The 16,472-nt window shown below is 66.8% G+C and carries 14 protein-coding genes; 4 read left to right on the forward strand and 10 right to left on the reverse strand.

The window, feature by feature from the left end; all coding sequences use genetic code 11:
• Positions 1 to 356 precede the first annotated feature (356 nt).
• Genes ON40_RS12430 through ON40_RS12440 form a run of 3 tightly spaced genes read right to left on the reverse strand, consistent with a single transcriptional unit; the run spans position 357 to position 3,215 of the window.
• Positions 357 to 1,406 (reverse strand): ABC transporter substrate-binding protein, encoded by a 1,050-nt coding sequence (locus ON40_RS12430; RefSeq protein ID WP_040822013.1) that lies wholly within the window; start codon positions 1,404 to 1,406, stop codon positions 357 to 359.
• A gap of 55 nt (positions 1,407 to 1,461) precedes the next feature.
• The gene (locus ON40_RS12435; RefSeq protein ID WP_083895599.1) at positions 1,462 to 2,361 is read right to left on the reverse strand and encodes an ABC transporter permease; all 900 of its coding nucleotides are present in this window, start codon (positions 2,359 to 2,361) and stop codon (positions 1,462 to 1,464) included.
• The gene (locus ON40_RS12440; protein WP_051193028.1) at positions 2,358 to 3,215 is read right to left on the reverse strand and encodes an ABC transporter ATP-binding protein; all 858 of its coding nucleotides are present in this window, start codon (positions 3,213 to 3,215) and stop codon (positions 2,358 to 2,360) included. The genes ON40_RS12435 and ON40_RS12440 overlap by 4 nt, the downstream gene beginning before the upstream one ends.
• Positions 3,216 to 3,480: 265 nt before the next feature.
• Here ON40_RS12440 and ON40_RS12445 point away from each other — a divergent pair, with 265 nt between their 5' ends.
• On the forward strand, positions 3,481 to 5,016 hold the full coding sequence (locus ON40_RS12445; RefSeq protein WP_051193029.1) for an ATP-binding protein: 1,536 nt from the start codon (positions 3,481 to 3,483) through the stop codon (positions 5,014 to 5,016).
• The gene (locus ON40_RS12450; protein ID WP_040822015.1) at positions 5,013 to 5,687 is read left to right on the forward strand and encodes a response regulator; all 675 of its coding nucleotides are present in this window, start codon (positions 5,013 to 5,015) and stop codon (positions 5,685 to 5,687) included. Before ON40_RS12445 ends, ON40_RS12450 begins: the two co-directional genes overlap by 4 nt.
• 95 nt (positions 5,688 to 5,782) lie before the next feature.
• Here the strand turns inward: ON40_RS12450 and ON40_RS48105 are convergent, their stop codons facing one another.
• Together ON40_RS48105 and ON40_RS12460 are read right to left on the reverse strand one after the other, a co-directional pair.
• A complete protein-coding gene (locus ON40_RS48105) occupies positions 5,783 to 7,186 on the reverse strand; it encodes a glycoside hydrolase family 27 protein (protein ID WP_051193030.1) in 1,404 nt (467 codons plus the stop codon).
• 87 nt (positions 7,187 to 7,273) lie between these two features.
• Positions 7,274 to 7,903, reverse strand: coding sequence for a dihydrofolate reductase family protein (locus ON40_RS12460; protein ID WP_040822418.1), 630 nt, complete (start codon positions 7,901 to 7,903; stop codon positions 7,274 to 7,276).
• Positions 7,904 to 8,343: 440 nt separating this feature from the next.
• Between ON40_RS12460 and ON40_RS12470 the strand changes: the two genes are divergently transcribed.
• Complete coding sequence (locus ON40_RS12470; RefSeq protein WP_040822019.1) at positions 8,344 to 11,598, forward strand: protein kinase domain-containing protein; 3,255 nt, start codon at positions 8,344 to 8,346, stop codon at positions 11,596 to 11,598.
• A 134-nt stretch (positions 11,599 to 11,732) separates the two neighbouring features.
• Here the strand turns inward: ON40_RS12470 and ON40_RS12475 are convergent, their stop codons facing one another.
• From ON40_RS12475 to ON40_RS12485, 3 genes are all read right to left on the reverse strand, one after another.
• Positions 11,733 to 12,614, reverse strand: coding sequence for an ABC transporter substrate-binding protein (locus ON40_RS12475; protein WP_040822020.1), 882 nt, complete (start codon positions 12,612 to 12,614; stop codon positions 11,733 to 11,735).
• Between the two features lie 22 nt (positions 12,615 to 12,636).
• Entirely contained in the window at positions 12,637 to 13,641 is a 1,005-nt protein-coding gene (locus tag ON40_RS12480) for an SDR family NAD(P)-dependent oxidoreductase (RefSeq protein ID WP_245567776.1), read from the reverse strand.
• A gap of 394 nt (positions 13,642 to 14,035) precedes the next feature.
• Positions 14,036 to 14,476 (reverse strand): VOC family protein, encoded by a 441-nt coding sequence (locus tag ON40_RS12485; RefSeq protein WP_051193031.1) that lies wholly within the window; start codon positions 14,474 to 14,476, stop codon positions 14,036 to 14,038.
• Between the two features lie 167 nt (positions 14,477 to 14,643).
• Here ON40_RS12485 and ON40_RS12490 point away from each other — a divergent pair, with 167 nt between their 5' ends.
• On the forward strand, positions 14,644 to 15,012 hold the full coding sequence (locus ON40_RS12490; RefSeq protein ID WP_373281900.1) for an aromatic-ring hydroxylase C-terminal domain-containing protein: 369 nt from the start codon (positions 14,644 to 14,646) through the stop codon (positions 15,010 to 15,012).
• A gap of 208 nt (positions 15,013 to 15,220) precedes the next feature.
• On the opposite strand, the gene ON40_RS12495 is transcribed toward ON40_RS12490, so the two are convergent.
• Entirely contained in the window at positions 15,221 to 15,577 is a 357-nt protein-coding gene (locus tag ON40_RS12495; protein WP_040822024.1) for a glycosyl hydrolase family 65 domain-containing protein, read from the reverse strand.
• A 384-nt stretch (positions 15,578 to 15,961) separates the two neighbouring features.
• The gene (locus ON40_RS55465) at positions 15,962 to 16,408 is read right to left on the reverse strand and encodes an LLM class flavin-dependent oxidoreductase (RefSeq protein ID WP_281033027.1); all 447 of its coding nucleotides are present in this window, start codon (positions 16,406 to 16,408) and stop codon (positions 15,962 to 15,964) included.
• Positions 16,409 to 16,472: the final 64 nt, after the last annotated feature.

The raw sequence follows: 16,472 nt of genomic DNA on the forward strand, positions 1-16,472 counted from the left end.
ACCGGTCTCACCCAGGGTGGTGGCTGCGATCTTGAGTACCCAGAACATGATCGTGATCTGTGGCAACTTGTACTCGGTGGCGCGGTCACGGGCCTGTGTCATGGCCTCCACTCGCTTCTCACCGCACATGCGGCGCATCGGATGCTGTCACACTGTAGTGTGCCCGAGCCGCGCTGAGACGTGGCTGAGAGATCAGCGCCCAATTCGAGGTCGGCTGTGCCCGGCCGGCCGGGCCGGGTTCGGGACTGCGCGGGAAGCAGGCTCATGGATCCGAGTTTGCTTGTGCCCCAGATGGATACGTACGACGGGCGGAGTTGTCGCTCCGCCCGTCGTACGCCCCTCATCGGGTCCGGTCGCTAGCCTCCGCTACCGATGGTCTTGTTCGCCTCGATGACGTACTGATCGGTGTAGGTCTTGGCGAGATCGATCTGCTGTTTGATCTTTCCTGCCTGCTGATCGATCGTCAGCGCGGTCTGCGGAGCGCCGGCGGGCATCATGCCGTCGGGCAGGAACTGGCCTTTGTCCTGGTCCAGAGCCTTGATGTAGTCGTCTTTGGTGATCAGGGAGTTGGAGACGAATTTCGGCGGCATGTGCGCGGCGATGTCGGCCGCGGAGTGGGTGTGGATGTAGTGCATGGTGGCCACCAGCGCGTCGACGACCTTCTGAACCAGGTCTTTGTGTGAGTTCACCCAGCTCGCCTGGGCCAGAACTCCCGCTGCCGGGTAGACCCCGCCGAGCCACTTCTGTGCGCCGTCGGTGCTGGCGAGGTCGATGGCGGAGTAGCCGAGGTTCTTCTTCTCGATCGCGGCCACGGTCGGCTGCGTGGTCATCGCACAGCTGATCCGGCCGCGCTGCAGCGCCGAAATCAGGGTGCTGCCTTCGCCTACGCCGATTCGGCTGAAGTCCTGGGTCGTGAGCTGTTGGCGCGCAGCCAGATAACGGGTCAGATCGTCGGTGCCGGAACCGGGGTCGGTGACCCCGACGCTTTTGCCCTTCCAGTCCGCGGGTGTCTGTACGTTCGCGTTGTTGGCGCACATCTCGCGTTCCCCGGGCGCGCCCGAGAGCTGGGCGACGCTGATGACGTCCTTGCCGGACTGCTGGAACTCGATCGTGTGCTCGTACCAGGCACCGGCCATGTCGGCCTGCCCGGAAGCCATCGCCTCCTCGGCACCGACTCCGCCCTGTTGCTCGGTGCTCAACTGCATGTCGACGCCGTATTTCTGGTAGTAGCCGAGCCCTTCGGCCAGCTGATACGGCAGGTAGATCTGTTTGTCGATACCGCCGACCATCATGGTCACGGTGGGCAGGCCGCTGGAATGGCTGCTGCCGCCACAGGCGGTCAGGGCCACCGTCAGACCCGCGGCGATCGCGGTCCCGATGAGCCGGGCGATCAGGGTGCGCTGCATTGGTGTTTCTCCTCGTCGAGAGTTGCGGGGCAAGGGATGTCGAAGGAGTGCGGCGCTAGCCCGCGGCCTGCTCGGAGGGCGCGGCGGGCCGCCAGGCCAGCAGTCGCTTCTCCAGGCGGGTGATGATGAATTCCGCGGTCAGTGCGATCGCGCCGATGATGACCATGGCCGCGAACACGCCGTTGGGTTCGAAGTTGTTCTGCGCGGTGGAGATCACCAGTCCCAGGCCGTGCTGGGCGCCGAGGAATTCGCCGACGATCGCGCCGATCACCGAAAACCCGAAGGCCACATGCAAACTCGCGATGATCCAGGTGAGGGCCGAGGGCAGGATCACGTGCCGGGTGATGTCCCAGCGCGAGGCGCCCAGCACTCGGACGTTGGCCAGCAGGTTGCGGTCCACCTCGCGCACGCCCTGGAAGGCGTTGAAGAAGACCACGAAGAACACCAGCACTGCTGCGAGCATCACCTTCGACGCGGTGCCCAGCCCCAGCCACACCACGAAGATCGAGCCCAGCACGATGCGGGGCATCGAATTGAGCACCTTGATGTACGGGCCCGCGACATCGGCGAGGAATCGGAACTGCCCGAGCAGCACCCCGGTCACCACGCCGCCGACCGTGCCGTAGACGAAGCCCAGCAGTGCTTCCTTCATGGTGATCCAGATCTGCTGCCACACCGACCCGTACTGGGTGCCGTGCTGGACCCAGTCGGCCAGCGTGGACACGATGCCGCTGGGACGGCCGAAGAAGAACGGGTCGATCACTTTCCAGCCGGTCAGCAACTGCCAGCCGCCGATCACCACGACGGCCACGGCGATCCGCACGAGGTTCACCCAGATCTTGCGCTGCCATCGCTTCCGTCGGGCCGCAGCGGCGATATCGCTGTCCTCGGGCACACGCCGGATTTCGGTCTGCATCGAATTCACCGCCGCCATGGATTCGGATTTCACGGTCATGCTCGTGCTCCCGCCGTGGATTGCGAGTAGGCCTGCTCGACCTCTTCTCGTAACGACTGCCAGATCTGTTCGTGCAGTTCGAGAAACCGCGGCTGGAAGCGGATCTCCTGGACCGCGCCGCGGGGTCGGGGCAGGTCGATCGTGAAGCTGGCCTTGACGGTTCCCGGGCGGGCGGTCATGACCACAACGACGTCGGCCAGCGCGATCGCTTCCTCGAGGTCGTGGGTGATGAACAGGACGGTGGGGCGGGTCTGCTCCCACAGCTGTAGCAGCTCGTTGGACATGATGGCTTTGGTCTGCACATCCAGGGCGCCGAAGGGCTCATCCATCAGCAGCAGCGAGGGCTCGTTGATCAGTGCCGCGGCCAGGCTGACTCGCTTGCGCATACCACCGGAGAGCTGGTGCGGGTAATGGTCCTCGAAGCCTGCCAGTCCGACTCGGCGTAACCAGGCCCGCGCACGGGTGTGGGACTGCCGCTTGGATACTCCGTGGAACCGCGGCCCCAGTGCGACGTTGTCCAGCACGCTCTTCCACGGCAGCTGGGCATCGGCTTGGAACATGAAACCCGTTCCGGGACGGATGCCTTCGACCGGGCGTCCGCCCACCAGCACGGCGCCGGTCGTGGGCCGGTCGAGTCCGGACACCAGGGTCAGCGTGGTCGACTTACCACATCCGGTGGGTCCCACGATCGCGCAGAACCGGCCGGGTTCGACGGTGATCTCCACCTCGCGCAGCGCGGTGAACGCAGTCCCGGTCGGACTGGTGAATCTCTTGGTGACCCCGGACAGCTCTATGCGGGAATCATGGGCGCCGGCAGTCGGCGGGGCGGCCGCTGGACCGTTCGGGGCGGACATCGGTGGTCGTCTCCTCGAATTGTGGTGAGTTCGATGCAGATGACCATCGGCTATGACCGCCGTCACGTCGATATTTCCGACAGTGACCGCGCCTTTACTGTCATTACGAGCATTTCTGCATATAAAGCTCACGAAGCCGTCGAGAAATATGCGCTACCATTCGCGCGTGACGCCCCTCACATACCGGTGTCGGAGCTTGCGTTTGTCCACCCAAGTGCTGGTTCTACTGCTGGGTATCCTATTCATTTCTGCTATTGCCGATGCTGTGCTGTCCTATCGGGAGATTCGTACGGACCTGGACCATCAGGCCGGTGAGAATTCGCTGCGTATCGCGCATTCGGTCGCCACCGATCCGACGGTGCTGGCGGGATTCACCACCCCGGACGTGGCGCGGACGATCGCGCCGGTCGTCGAGTCGGTGCGCCAAGCCACCGGTGCCACCTTCGTGGTGGTCACCGATCTGCAGGGTGTGCGGTACTCACATCCCGACCCCGCGCTGATCGGCACCTCGCTGTTGCACGATCCGGGGGAGAATCCGGCTGCGGTGTTGTCCGGCGGCTCTTACGTTGGGGTGCAGCACGGTTCGCTGGGGCGATCGATGCGGGCGAAGGTGCCGGTTCGGGATGCCGCTGGCCGGGTCATCGGCATGGTTTCGGTCGGCACGCTGGAGAAGAAGGTGGGAACCGAGTTGCAATCCCGGCTGCCGTCGACCTTCGTGCCCCCGTTGCTGGCGCTGGCGTTGTCCGTCGTGGGCACTCTGCTGCTGGCCCGCCGGATCAAACGTCAGACCTACGGGCTCGAACCCGCGGAGATCACCGCGATGCTGGAACAACGCGAGGCGATGCTGCACAGCATTGCCGAGGGGGTCATCACCCTCGACCTGGACGGCTGCATCACCCTGGTCAACGATGAGGCGCAGCGGCTGCTCGACCTGGACCGCGAGCACGTGGTCGGGCGCTCGCTCGTCGAAGTAGCCCCCGAGGGGCGGGTGCGTGACGTGCTGATCGGCCGGGTGCCCGGCCGGGACGAGATCGTCCTGTTCGGACATCGCATTCTGGTCGTCAACCATATGGCGGTCGAGGTGCGCGGGCGCCGGATCGGTGCGGTGATCACGTTGCGTGATCGCACCGAACTCGAGGCGCTGCTGCGCGAACTCGATGACACCCGCACCCTCGCCAACGCTTTGCGCGCGCAGGAACACGAGTTCGCGAATCGGTTGCACGTCATCGCCGGGCTGATCGAGCTGGGCCGCTACGACGACGCGGTGGAGGTCGTCAACCGCGCGTCCGCGCAGAACCAGCAACTGGCCGCGCGGCTGGTCGACGGGGTGAGCGAACCGATCCTGTCGGCGTTGCTACTGGGCAAGGTAGCCGTCGCCGCTGAGCGCGGCGTCGAGCTGGTGGTGACGACCACAGGGGAAATCCCTGGCGACCTGGACAACCCGGAGGGGCTGGTGACCGTGCTCGGCAACCTGATCGACAACGCGGTGGAATCGGTGGTACACGCAGCGACCGGAGGCCGGGTGGAGGTTGCGATCACCACTGCCGCAACAGAATTGACGATCACAGTGCACGACTCGGGACCAGGGGTGGACGAATCGCTGACCGAGGAGATCTTCCGGCACGGCTTCACCACCAAGGCTGCCCGGGACGGCCGCCGCCGCGGCCTCGGGCTGGCGCTGGCAGGGCAGGAGGTCCGGCGGCGCGGCGGGCGGATCAGGGTGTCCAATGCCGCCGGTGCACTGTTCACGGTGATGATCCCACTGACCGGACGGGCCACGGCGCAGGCGGTCCAGTCGTGATCCGGACACTGGTGGTCGACGACGACCCGATGGCCGTATCGGTACACCGCCAATTCACCGAGCGCGTCGAAGGATTCGAAGTGATCGGCGAAGCCACCTCCGGCGCGGCCGCCTTGCGGGCAGTGCAGTCGCAGCAACCCGAACTGTTGCTGCTGGACATGTACCTGCCCGACCTGGACGGCCTCGAGGTGCTGCGGCGGCTGCGCGGCTCGAGCGCGCCGGTCGATGTCATCGCGATCACCTCGGCCAAGGACGTGGATGTGCTGCGCTCGGCGATGCATCTGGGGGTCGTGCATTATGTGGTGAAGCCCTTCACTTTCCGGACCTTCCGGGAGCGACTCGACAGCTACGCCGCCGCCCGCGCACAACTCGATCGCATGCGAGCGCCGGCGCAGGGCGACATCGATCGGCTGTACGGCAGACTGCGCTCGAGCGGTGAGCAATCCCTGCCCAAAGGCATTTCCGCGGCCACACTCACCCATGTCACCGACACTGTGCACGCCCTCGCCGACGGGCTCACCGCGAGCGAACTGTCCGAACGGGTGGGATTCAGTCACGCTGCCGCCCGCCGCTACTTGAAATTCCTGCACGACACCGGGGCAGTGCAGGTCGCACTGCGTTACGGGGCGGCCGGTCGGCCCGAACACCTCTACCGGTGGTCCGGGACCTGACCGTGTCGGTATGCCGCTGCGGCATCCGATGTCTCAGCGTTTCTCCAGCGGTGTTCGTGTCGGCCCCACCGGCCGTTCCACCCCTGGGCCCAGGCTCAACCACACCTCGGCGTCAGGCGCAGAAGCACCAGGCCGTGGGGCGCGACGCCGACATGGCTGATCGCGCCCGTTGTCGTCGTTGATGTGTGGGCCCACAAGTTGCGCACCGTATAGCACTGTGCGCCGGGCAGTCCGGCCGCAGTGGCCGTGGTGCTGATGTCGGCAGGGCTGCCGTCCGGGTTGTACAGGGCGACCGCAACCGAGCCGTCGGAGAGCGGTTTGACCATGACATGGTCGTCGGTAGGCAGGAAAGTTCCCTGCACCGATGCCGGGTCCTGATCGACGGCGATGACTTCACGGTTGGTGAGTATCAACCGGGTCTGCTCGGTCATCGCACGCAGGTCGTTGCCCGCGATCAGGGGCGCGGCCAGCATGGCCCACAGCGAGAAATGCGTGCGCTGCTCCTCGGTTGTCAGGCTGTACTGCGGATCCCGCAGGGCCGCGATCTGTTCCGGGGTCAATGTCAGTAGCGATGTCGCCTGTTTGACGGCCGCGCGGGCGGAGATCCGTTGTTGCAGAGTCAGCGGCAGCGCCTTCAGTACCGCGCTGGGCACCGTGCCTGGGTGCATGCCGAGGAATTCGGCCAACTGGGTGCCGACGACCAACATGTCGGGATCGTTCCAGTAGCCGGGACGGCTGCGCGCTGCGACGGGAGTCGCAGCAGCCAGCTGATCGGTGATGCCCAAGAACTGTTCGGACGAGAAGTCGTTCATTGCTACGACCGGAGTTCCGTTGTGCCAGAACGGGTACAGATCGTGGGCATTGCGAGTCAGGTCCGCGATACGGGACCAGTCGTAGTCCTGCGCGGCATGCAGTCCCGCGGAACTGTTCGGGTTGATGCTGTAGAGGATGTGGCGGCCGGTGGCGCGCAACGCATCTCGCATCGCCGTGAACACGCGCACCTGAGCCGTCAGGTCGTCGTCGTTGCGGCACCAGTCGTATTTCAGGAAGTCCACGCCCCAGGCCGCGAATGTCCGCGCGTCCCGATTCTCGTGCCCGGCGCTTGCGTTCTGCAGTGATTGGCCGCAGGTTTCGTTGTACGGGCTGGAGTACAGCCCCAGCAACATCCCCCGATCGTGCGCGTAGCGCGCCAGCGCGGCGATTCCGCTGGGCAATCTCTGCGGGTCGGCCACCAGGTCCCCGGCCGCATCGCGAGCGGCCGCCGCCCACCCGGCGTCGAGATTCACATAGCGGTAGCCCGCATCCCGCATTCCCGAACTCACCAGGGCGTCGATCGTGGCCCGGATATCGCCCTCGGTCAACGGGATTCCGGAGTTCCACGAGTTCCATCCCATCGGCGGACCCGAGCTCGTGGGTTCCGCGGTCGCGGTCTGTACCGGAGCCACGCCGAGGACGGCGGTCGCCGCGCAGACCGCCACGATCCAATGACGAATCCGCATCACGCCACGATGTCGGGCGGCGGCGATCTTCGCCGTGTTAGATCGGGGCACGAAGCCATGGTTGCAGCGTCTCGCTGATGGGAAGGATCAGCGCAGCTCTCTTCCTCCCGTGACGGCAACGTCCGCAGTCGTGAAAGGCTCTGGAGTGAGGGCTGTGTAGACGGCACCGGCGCTGGTGGTGGCCGAATCGACCAGGCGAAAGCCGGTGGCCGGTGCGTCAGGGGTGAAGAGTCGCTTGCCTGTTCCGACGCAGACGGGGAACGTCACCAGTCGGTACTCGTCGATGAGCCCGGCACTGTGCAAGGCCTGCACGAGCCGGCAGCTGCCGTGCACTTGAAGCTCGCCGCCGGGCCGCTGTTCGAGGGCGGTGATCTGTGCGAGCGGATCGTCGGCAAGCACGGCGGTGTGGTCCCACCCTGGGGTGTCGATGGTGTGCGATACGACGTATTTGGGCAGGCCGTTCAAGGCTGTCGCGATGGCGTTGCCGGGGTCGGTGACGTGCGGCCAGTACCCGCGCATCGCAGTAAATGTGTTGCGTCCCAGGAGGATCGCCTCGGCGCGGGAATACCACTGCGCGACGATACGGTCCATGTCCGGGTCGCGTCGTGGCACCAGCCATCCGCCCCGATCGAAGCCATCGCTGGGGTCTTCAGCGGCTGCTCCGGGGCCCTGCATGACGCCATCGAGAGTGAGGAAGATCTGCGCGGTCAGTTTCACCAGTGATCCATTTCGTTTATCCGCGGACACCTATCAGCGATACGCGGCACGGCCCCGAAAATCATCGACGGGCCGGTTGCCGGAAGACCACACCCTATGCACAACGCCGCAGAAGCAGATGAACTCCGACGTCGAATCCGGACTGGCTACCGGCGTGAGCGGGTGCCGTGTCAGCAGCGGGGACGCGGGGTTCCTCGTCGTCGATATCTGCCCGAATACGCACGCTGGGCGGCTTCGCCTCGCCCGGGACCGCGCCGCCGCGGTGTGGGTACTGGTGGGTGACGCCGTCGTTCACCATGGGCCGGGCGACCGACCGGGTGAGGCCCTGGAGGCGACCGAACACGAGGCGTCTTCCAGGCCGATACCCGCCGCCGCAGCGCCCGCCCCTGGACTGCGGGGATATTCTGGTTGCCACCCGCTGGGTGGGTCATGAGTAGCCGATGGTTGAGAGCGATCCGTTTCAGACACAGCGTGATGTCGGCATTGATGTCATCACGGAGTTGACTGCCGCTGGTTTCGAGGATGCGGAAGAGATCGGCCGAGGCGGGTTCGGCCAGGTGTATCGCTGTACCCAGCTCGGCGTGGACCGCATGGTCGCGGTGAAGGTCCTCACCTGCGGACTCGAGGAGAATCGGGAGCGTTTCCTGCGCGAGCAACGCGCGATGGGGCGGCTGACCGGGCACCCCAACATCGTCGACGTGCTCGAGGTCGGTGAGACCGCGCGCGGCCTGCCTTACCTGGTGATGCCGTACTACGCACGGGGTTCTCTCGAGGCGCGCATCCGCCGCGACGGCCCGTTGCCGCTGCCTGAAGTGCTGCACTTCGGGGTGAAGATCGCGGGCGCGCTGGAAACAGCACATCGGGCCGGCGTGCTGCACCGCGATATCAAGCCGGGAAATATCCTGCTCACCGACTACGGCGAACCCGCGCTGACCGACTTCGGGATCGCCCACATCGACGGGGGATTCCGGACCGAGACCGGCACGGTCACCGCTTCGCCCGCGTTCACCGCCCCGGAGGTACTCGCCGGCGATGCGACGAGCCGGGCCGCTGATGTGTACGGGCTCGGAGCCACCCTGTTCTGCGCCTCGACCGGCCATGCGGCGTTCGAGCGCCGCAGCGGTGAGCAGGTGGTCGCGCAATTTCTGCGTATCCTCGAGCAGCCGGTCCCCGATCTGCGTGACAGAGGCATGCCCGACGACGTGTGCGCGGTGATCGAGGCGGCCATGTCGCGCGATCCGCACGACCGCCCGACCGCCGCGGAACTGGGCGAACACCTGCGACAGGTGGAGCGCGATCATGGTTTCGCCCTCGACGAGATGGCCCTGCGCGTCGAACCAGGAGCCGACCGCGCATCGCCCCACGCGTCGGTGCCCACGGTGGGACACGGCATCGAGGGAAACAGCACCGGGAATCTGCCGCTGGAGCTGACCAGCTTCGTCGATCGGCGGATCCAGATCGCCGAGGTGAAGAGCCTGCTGGAGGGGGCGCGTCTGGTGACGTTGACCGGGATCGGCGGGGTCGGCAAGACCCGGCTCGCACTGCGCGTCGCGCACAAGGTGAAGGACGATTTCGCCGACGGCGGGTGGCTGGTCGAGCTGGGTGATCTACGGGATGCGACACTGCTGGCCGACGTCGTGGCCGCGGCCCTCGGGCTGCGCAACCAGAGCCTCAGGCCCATGCTCGAGGTGCTGGCGGAGCGGTTGGCCGCGCGTGCTGCGCTGGTGGTGCTGGACAACTGCGAGCATCTGATCGATGCGGTCACGAAGCTGGCCGATGTGTTGCTGCGGTCCTGCCCGCAGCTGCGGATTCTGGCGACCAGCCGCGAGGCCCTGGGCTTGGGCGGGGAAGCTGTGTACGCGGTGCCGCCCTTGGCAATTCCCGATGCGCCCGAGAAGCCGACGCCGCGGGCGGCGCCACGCTACGACGCGGTGGCCCTGTTCGCCGAACGCGCCGCCGCGGCCGTGCCGGGCTTCGAGATCACCGACGGCAACCGGCTCAGCGTGGCCCGGATCTGCGCCCACCTCGACGGCCTGCCGCTGGCGATCGAGCTCGCCGCGGCCCGATTACGGACGATGTCGCCCGAGCAGATCCTGGCCCGGCTCGACGACCGATACGCCCTGCTGACCCGCGGCAGCCGTGGAGCCCCGAAGCGGCAGCAGACCCTGCGGTGGTCCATCGGCTGGAGTTATGACCTGTGCACGCCGATCGAGCAGCGGCTGTGGAATCAGCTGTCGGTGTTCGCCGGAGGTTTCGAACTCGACGCCGCCGAACAGGTGTGCAGCGCCGACCTGACCGAGCCGGAACTGCTCGATGTGCTGTCCGCACTGGTCGACAAGTCGATCCTGATCCGCGGCGAATCCGATGGCACGATCCGCTTCCGGATGTACGAGACCGTCCAGGAATACGGCAGGGATAAAGCCACTGAGGGTAGCGGTTGCCTGGAATATGTTCGGCGGCACCGAGATTGGGTCGGGCGGTTGGCGGCCGCCGCACACGCGCAATGGGTGGGTCCGCACCAGTTGCAGTGGGTTGCCCGCTTGGAGCGAGAGCTGCCGAATGTTCGAGACGCGTTGGAATTCAGCCTGTCGGAATCGGACGGGAGCGCGTTGCGGATCGCCACCGATCTGTACATGTTCTGGACCTTGCGCGGGCGCCTGAGCGAGGGCCGCCGCTGGTACGAGCGCGCGCTGGACCGATCGCCCGATGCACCGGCCGTGGATCGAGCCAAGGCCCGTCTCGCGGCCTGCACGATAGCCGCCATGCAGGGTGACATCCCGGGCGCGGCCGATCATGTGGGGCAGTTCCAGACCCTGGCCGAGCAGACGGCCGAACCACTGGTCAGGGCCCTGCTCGCGCACGCCGAGACGAACTGTATTCTCGGCGGCGGCGATGGCGACCTGGCTCGCGCGGCTCCCCGCCTGGCCGCGGCTCTCGAGGTCTACGAGCTGACCGATGACCTCAGATTGCAGGTGGACGCCCGGATCTCGCTCGGCTGGGCATACGCACTACAGGGAGATATGCCGCGCGCCCTCGCGTGCCACGAAACAAACGTGGCGATCACCGAATCCGCCGGAGAGACGATGCTTCGCGCGTGGGGGTTGTGGGGCATGGGATTTGCCGTGTGGCGAAACGGTGCACCCGACCGCGCCGCGCACCTGTTGCAGGACAGTATCCGAGCAGCCCAGCTGGTCGCTGATCCGCTCGTCCCCACGGCCTGTGTGGAGGCACTGGCGTGGATCGCGATCGAGCAGCGCCAGGTGCAGCGCGCTGCGGTGCTACTGGGCGCCGCCGATATGCTGAGCCGCATCGTCGGCGGCGTCAGCTTCATGTTCGCGAATCTCGTTGTATACCACGAGGAATCCACCCGCGACAGCCGCGAGATACTCGGCGAAAGCGCGTTCGAGACGGCCCACCGACAAGGCGCCGCGATGAGCGTCGATGCCGCAGTCGGCTTCGCGTTGGGCGAGCGATCCGAAGACGCACCCGTCCCTGTTCAAGCAGTGAAGCTGACCAAACGTGAGCGTCAGGTCGCGGATCTCGTCGCGCGCGGCCTGACCAACAGAGCGATCGCGACCCAGCTCGTAATCTCGCAGCGCACCGCCGAGGGACACGTCGAACATATCCGGACCAAACTGGGATTCACCTCGCGCGCACAGATCGCCAGGTGGGTCGCCGAACAGCCCGAATCCTGAACCTTCGCGCCGCTGTCGCACGTGTCACCGCCCCCGGTCAGCACATGACCGAGGAGGCCGAGGCGGCCGCCGTGCAGGACGCGCTGATCGAGGAGTTCCTCGGCGCGAGCGCCTATCTCTTCACGGTCAGGTTCTCAGGCGGGCGTATCAGGGGTGGTGCGGTAGAACTCGGCTGCGGTGACGGTCGCGGGCACGCCCAGTTCGGTCGCGACCGCCGTGATCGCACTGTTCCCCACGGCGAGGTCGGCTTGGCCATCGGTTGTGAAGAACGGCGCGATGAACCTCCGGTAATGGATTCGGGCCTCGGCGACGGTGTGCCGGCCGAGGAACGTGTGGATGTGTCGCACTGTGGTGTCGGGGTCGTCGTGGATGACCCGCAGGGCGCGCCGGTGGGCTCGTACGACGGCGTGGACTGCGGGGGCGTCCGGGTCGGTGCGGGTGGGGTCGACGGCGACGCCCACGGTGGGGATTTGGAAGTGGTCGCCGACCCAGGCCAATAACCGCCAGCCGTACTCGGCGGCAATCGCCTCCGGTGCCATGGTGCTGCCGACGAACGCCGCATCGATCTCGCCCTCGCGCAATCGACGCAGGTCCATGCCGTAGTCACCGGGCGGCCGGACGACACAGTGCACGTCGTGGTCCGGATCGAGACCCGCTCCGCGCAAGACGATGCGAGCGAAACATCCTGGCGCGGTGTGTGGTTCGTGTACCGCGAGTCGTCGCCCGGCCAGATCGGTCAGGGAGCCGACGTCCGGGCGGGCGAGGAACCAGAACAGTGGGCGCTGGGTGTTGACGGTGAGCGCGACCCATCCGATGCCGTCGGTCAGCCGGGACAGCAGTGCCCGGCCCAGCCCGATGGTGGCGCCGCGACGCAGCCGCTGCTCGTCCCAGGTGCACCCGTCCCGCAGCGCGACGTGCACGTTCTCCTCGGCGTAGAAATCCTCCTGGTCGGCGATGTAGGCGACCAGTTCCTCGTGCAGACCGCGCCCGACGAAGGTGAGATCGATCGTGTGCATGGCCTTCCTTTCGAGCCTTCGCTCAGTACATGGCCATTCCGCCGTTGACCGCGGTGGTGGTTCCGGTGATGAAGGAGCTGTCCTCGCCGGCGTAGAAGGCGACCGCGCGGGCGACGTCGGCCGGGCGTGCCAGTCGGCCCAGGGGTGTGGCGGCGATCTGCCGTCGCGTCTGCTCCTCGTCGAGTACCTGCGACATCCTGGTCTCGGCTACGGGACCGGGTTCGACGACGTTGACGGTGATCCCCGCCGGGCCCAGTTCCTGCGCGAGGTATCGGGCGAATTGCGTCAGTGCGGCCTTGGCCGTGCCCAGTGCGATCATGCCCTCGCGGGGCCGGCGGCTCAGGCCGGTGCCGAGATAGATCAGTCGTCCCCAGCCCTGTTCGGTCATCGCGGGCAGGACGGCCTTGGTGACGATGAAGGCCGCGCGCATTTCATCGTCGAGCTTGCCGCCCAGCTCTGCCCAGGTCATGTCCTGGAACGATTTGATCGCGTAGGGGGTGAGCGCGTTGTGCACGAGTACGTCGACCTCGCCCCACGTCGCCCGGACGCGTTCGAGCAGGGTATCGACGGCCGCCGCGTCGCGCACGTCGGCCGGTAAGGCCATGGCCTGACCGCCCGCGGCGTCGATGCCCGCCACGACCTCGTCGGCTGCCGCCTCGCTGTGCAGGTAGTTGACCACCACGCGCATGCCACGCGCCGCGAGCAGGCGCGCGGTGGCCGCGCCGATCCCGCTGCTCGACCCGGTCACCAGAGCCACCCGGCCGGTTGTCTCGGTCATCAGTCCGCCTCCCTGTCCCGGCCGGCGGCGGATCGCCCCGTAGAGCACGGTGCCCACGGTCGTGCGGAGCAGATCGGCTGCGGTGTAGTCGAGTTCGCGCGGTAACCGCGAGTTGAGCAGCCGTTCCACCGCGCCGCGGGGGATCTCACCGAGCAGCTCCGGCGGCGCCGACAGCAGTCCATGCCGATATCCGTCCCGGAAAAGCTCGTCGAGCCGCTGGTAGACGATGGTGTCGATGCGTTGTTCCACTGGCGACGCAGCACCGCGTCGCCACGCTCGGTGGCGAGCTGAGCCGCGCCGATCCGCTCGAGCTCACCGCACGCCGCGAGCAGGAACCGCTGCATCCGCTCGCCGAGCGACGTACCTCCCCCATTCTCCAACGCCGCGCTCACCGTCTGCTCGATGGCTTCGAAATTTTTCATGAACCGCGCCGCCTACACGTGCATCCACGTCGTTCGTGAAGCAGGTGAGGCGACGATTCATGGCCCGCGTCGGTAAATGCCTTGTCCGGCCGGGAGAATTCCTCGGCCCAATAACCGGTGGCGCATCTCGTGCTGTCCTTCAATGCGACGTCTCAGCGCTCAACACACTCCACGGCCGGATCACTGCGGGCCGGCAACCGGCCGGTAGAACGCGCCCGGCGTCATGACCGCGAGGCAGGGGACAGCCACGGCGTCCAGTCCCCGCTCGCGTCGGTCGTTTGGCCAACCTCGATGATGTGACCGTCGGGATCGCGTATATAGCAACGGATCTCGTACTGGTGCTGCTTCGGTGGCGTCAGGAACCGAGCACCGCGGGCGCTCCACGCGGTGTACACCGCGTGGATGTCCTCGACCCGGATATTGAGGAAGCTGCTGACGCGGTCCGGGTCGCCCGGTGTTTCCAGGGTGACCGTCGGCTTGTCGTCGGTCGGGCCTCCACCGGTGTTGATGATGATGAAACTGTTGGCCAGTGCCACGTAGACGGGGCCTGCGGAGAAAACCTCCCGGCCGCCGAGCACTTCGGTGTAGAAGCGTCGAGAGCGCTCCACATCGTCGGTAACGATGAAGTGGGCCAACACCATTCCGGTTCCGGGCTGTGACATATCGTCCAACTGGCACCTCCACTGGTCGGGCTCGCATCGGGGTGGCAGGCAATTCCATCTGATCCGCCCAGCAACGATAGGTCACCGGGTTCGAGCTCGACGGAAGCCGCTATCCGGCGAGTCCCACAGCACCGGACCTCGCCGAGACAAGCAGAATCGCCAAGGCGATCGGTCCATCGCGGCGGCGCAGAGACGTTCCTGCGGTCACCAGCGCCGACGCGCATCCCCTCGTCGGATACTGGGTGCCAGACTTCGCGGTGACCGATACCGGCGGAACACACCGCGTCGCAGAGCTCGCCCGGAACGGACGACCGCTACTCGCCGACCTGACCGCGGACGGCACGGTCGCGGCCGCCGTGACCGATAGCGGAGATCGGCTCACCGTCGCCACCGGACGCCCGGTCGGTGCGATACCCGCCACGGCTCTACTGATGCGTCCCGACGGATATGTTGCGTGGGCGTCCTCGCAGCCCCGGCCCGACCCTGACGAATTGGGCGAACTGCGTCCAGTGCTCGCGCAGTGGTTCGGAATCTAGCTTCGGGAGTGTCCAACAGTCCCGGGTCGGCAACGCGGACTCGCACACACAGGACCACATCTCCACGATGGCCGGCTGCACCGCGACGGCCGCTACGATCGCATGACCCCACCGTCGAGGACATCACCGGCCACAGCCCGCAAACCGTCGAACGATACATCGCCCGAAACCGTGATCTGCTCGCGTAACTCCAGCGGAATCAGCCCGATCAGGCGGTGTCGCTACGCGGGTTGGGTTCTCGGCCGGATGGCCGGTGCGGGCGGGGTGCGGAGATCGGCGGCGGGATGGGGTGGGTGACGGTGTCCCCGAGTGCGAGGTTGAAGGGCCTGCGGTGGTGTTCGAGGGTCAGCGGCGGGCCGGCCAGGAGCTCGTATCGAGCTTGGCCCGGGGTGATCTCGATGTGGAGCGCGCGGTGACGGTCGTGCAGCCGGAAAGCGAGCCGGGCCAGTTGGGGGGAGTCGTGACGCAGCCCGCCGAATCCGGCGATGAACGCGGTCCAGGAGCTGGCCAGCGCGGCGATGTGCAGGCCGTCGCGGGCGTTGTGCTGTAGGTCCGCCAGATCCAACAGCGCGGTCTCACGGAGGAGCGGCTCACTCTATTCACGCGCAAGATGTGCTGTGGTGGCAGCACAGCACGCTACCCCGGAGTCCGAACGAACAGGTGTCCGTGCGAGAAGGCACCGCTACTTCGAGCCAGGGCAAACCCCTTTCCAGCCACGCCCGCACGGTAACCCGGTGGGAGGCAAGCCATGAGTGAGCCACACCAACGATCGGCGGGCAGCCGCTCAGGGAGCCTCCCACCGGGTACCTGGGCTCGATCCTGGCCGGGATCAGACCCAGGCACCAGTCTTAAGTAGCCGATGAGCGGCTAGAGATTCGGCGGAAGGAATCGGTCCGCGTTGCCGAGCGTACCGATGTGCTTGTTGTCATTCAGCATGATTTTTCGAGCGTCAAGGCCGTGCGGCTACCACTTCGGACGCAACCTCGAGGAAGTTCAGGTCGGTGACGGCCGGGACCAGGATGAACTCGTCGCATCCGGCCCGCTCCGCGCCGTCGAGGATGCCGGCGAGCACCTCGGGACTCGACGCCCGCGTCGACGCGGCGACCGTGTCGGCCAGGTCGGGTCCGAGGAAGCCGAGGTAGCGAGCGGTGAAGGAGTGCAGCGCCTCGGATGCATCGGTGACGCCCAAGGCGGTGAAGCAGCCGCTGACTTTGCGAGGGGTCGTTTTGCGACCGGTCTCGGCCCAGCACCGGTCGGCGAGCTCGCCTGCCTTGGCGATCTCCTCGGCGTCGCCTGGGATGCTGAAGCTGGAGATGCCGTCGGCCCACCGCGCCGCCCGACGCATCGCCTTCGGCCCCATCGCGCCGGCGAGGATGATCGGCCCACCCGGCTGCACGCACGCCGGTCCGACCGGTCCGCGCCCTCGAACGGGGGCTCACCGGCCAGCAGTGACTTCAGCT

The organism is Nocardia jiangxiensis NBRC 101359 (genome assembly GCF_000308615.1).
Classification (GTDB): Bacteria; Actinomycetota; Actinomycetes; order Mycobacteriales; family Mycobacteriaceae; genus Nocardia; species Nocardia jiangxiensis.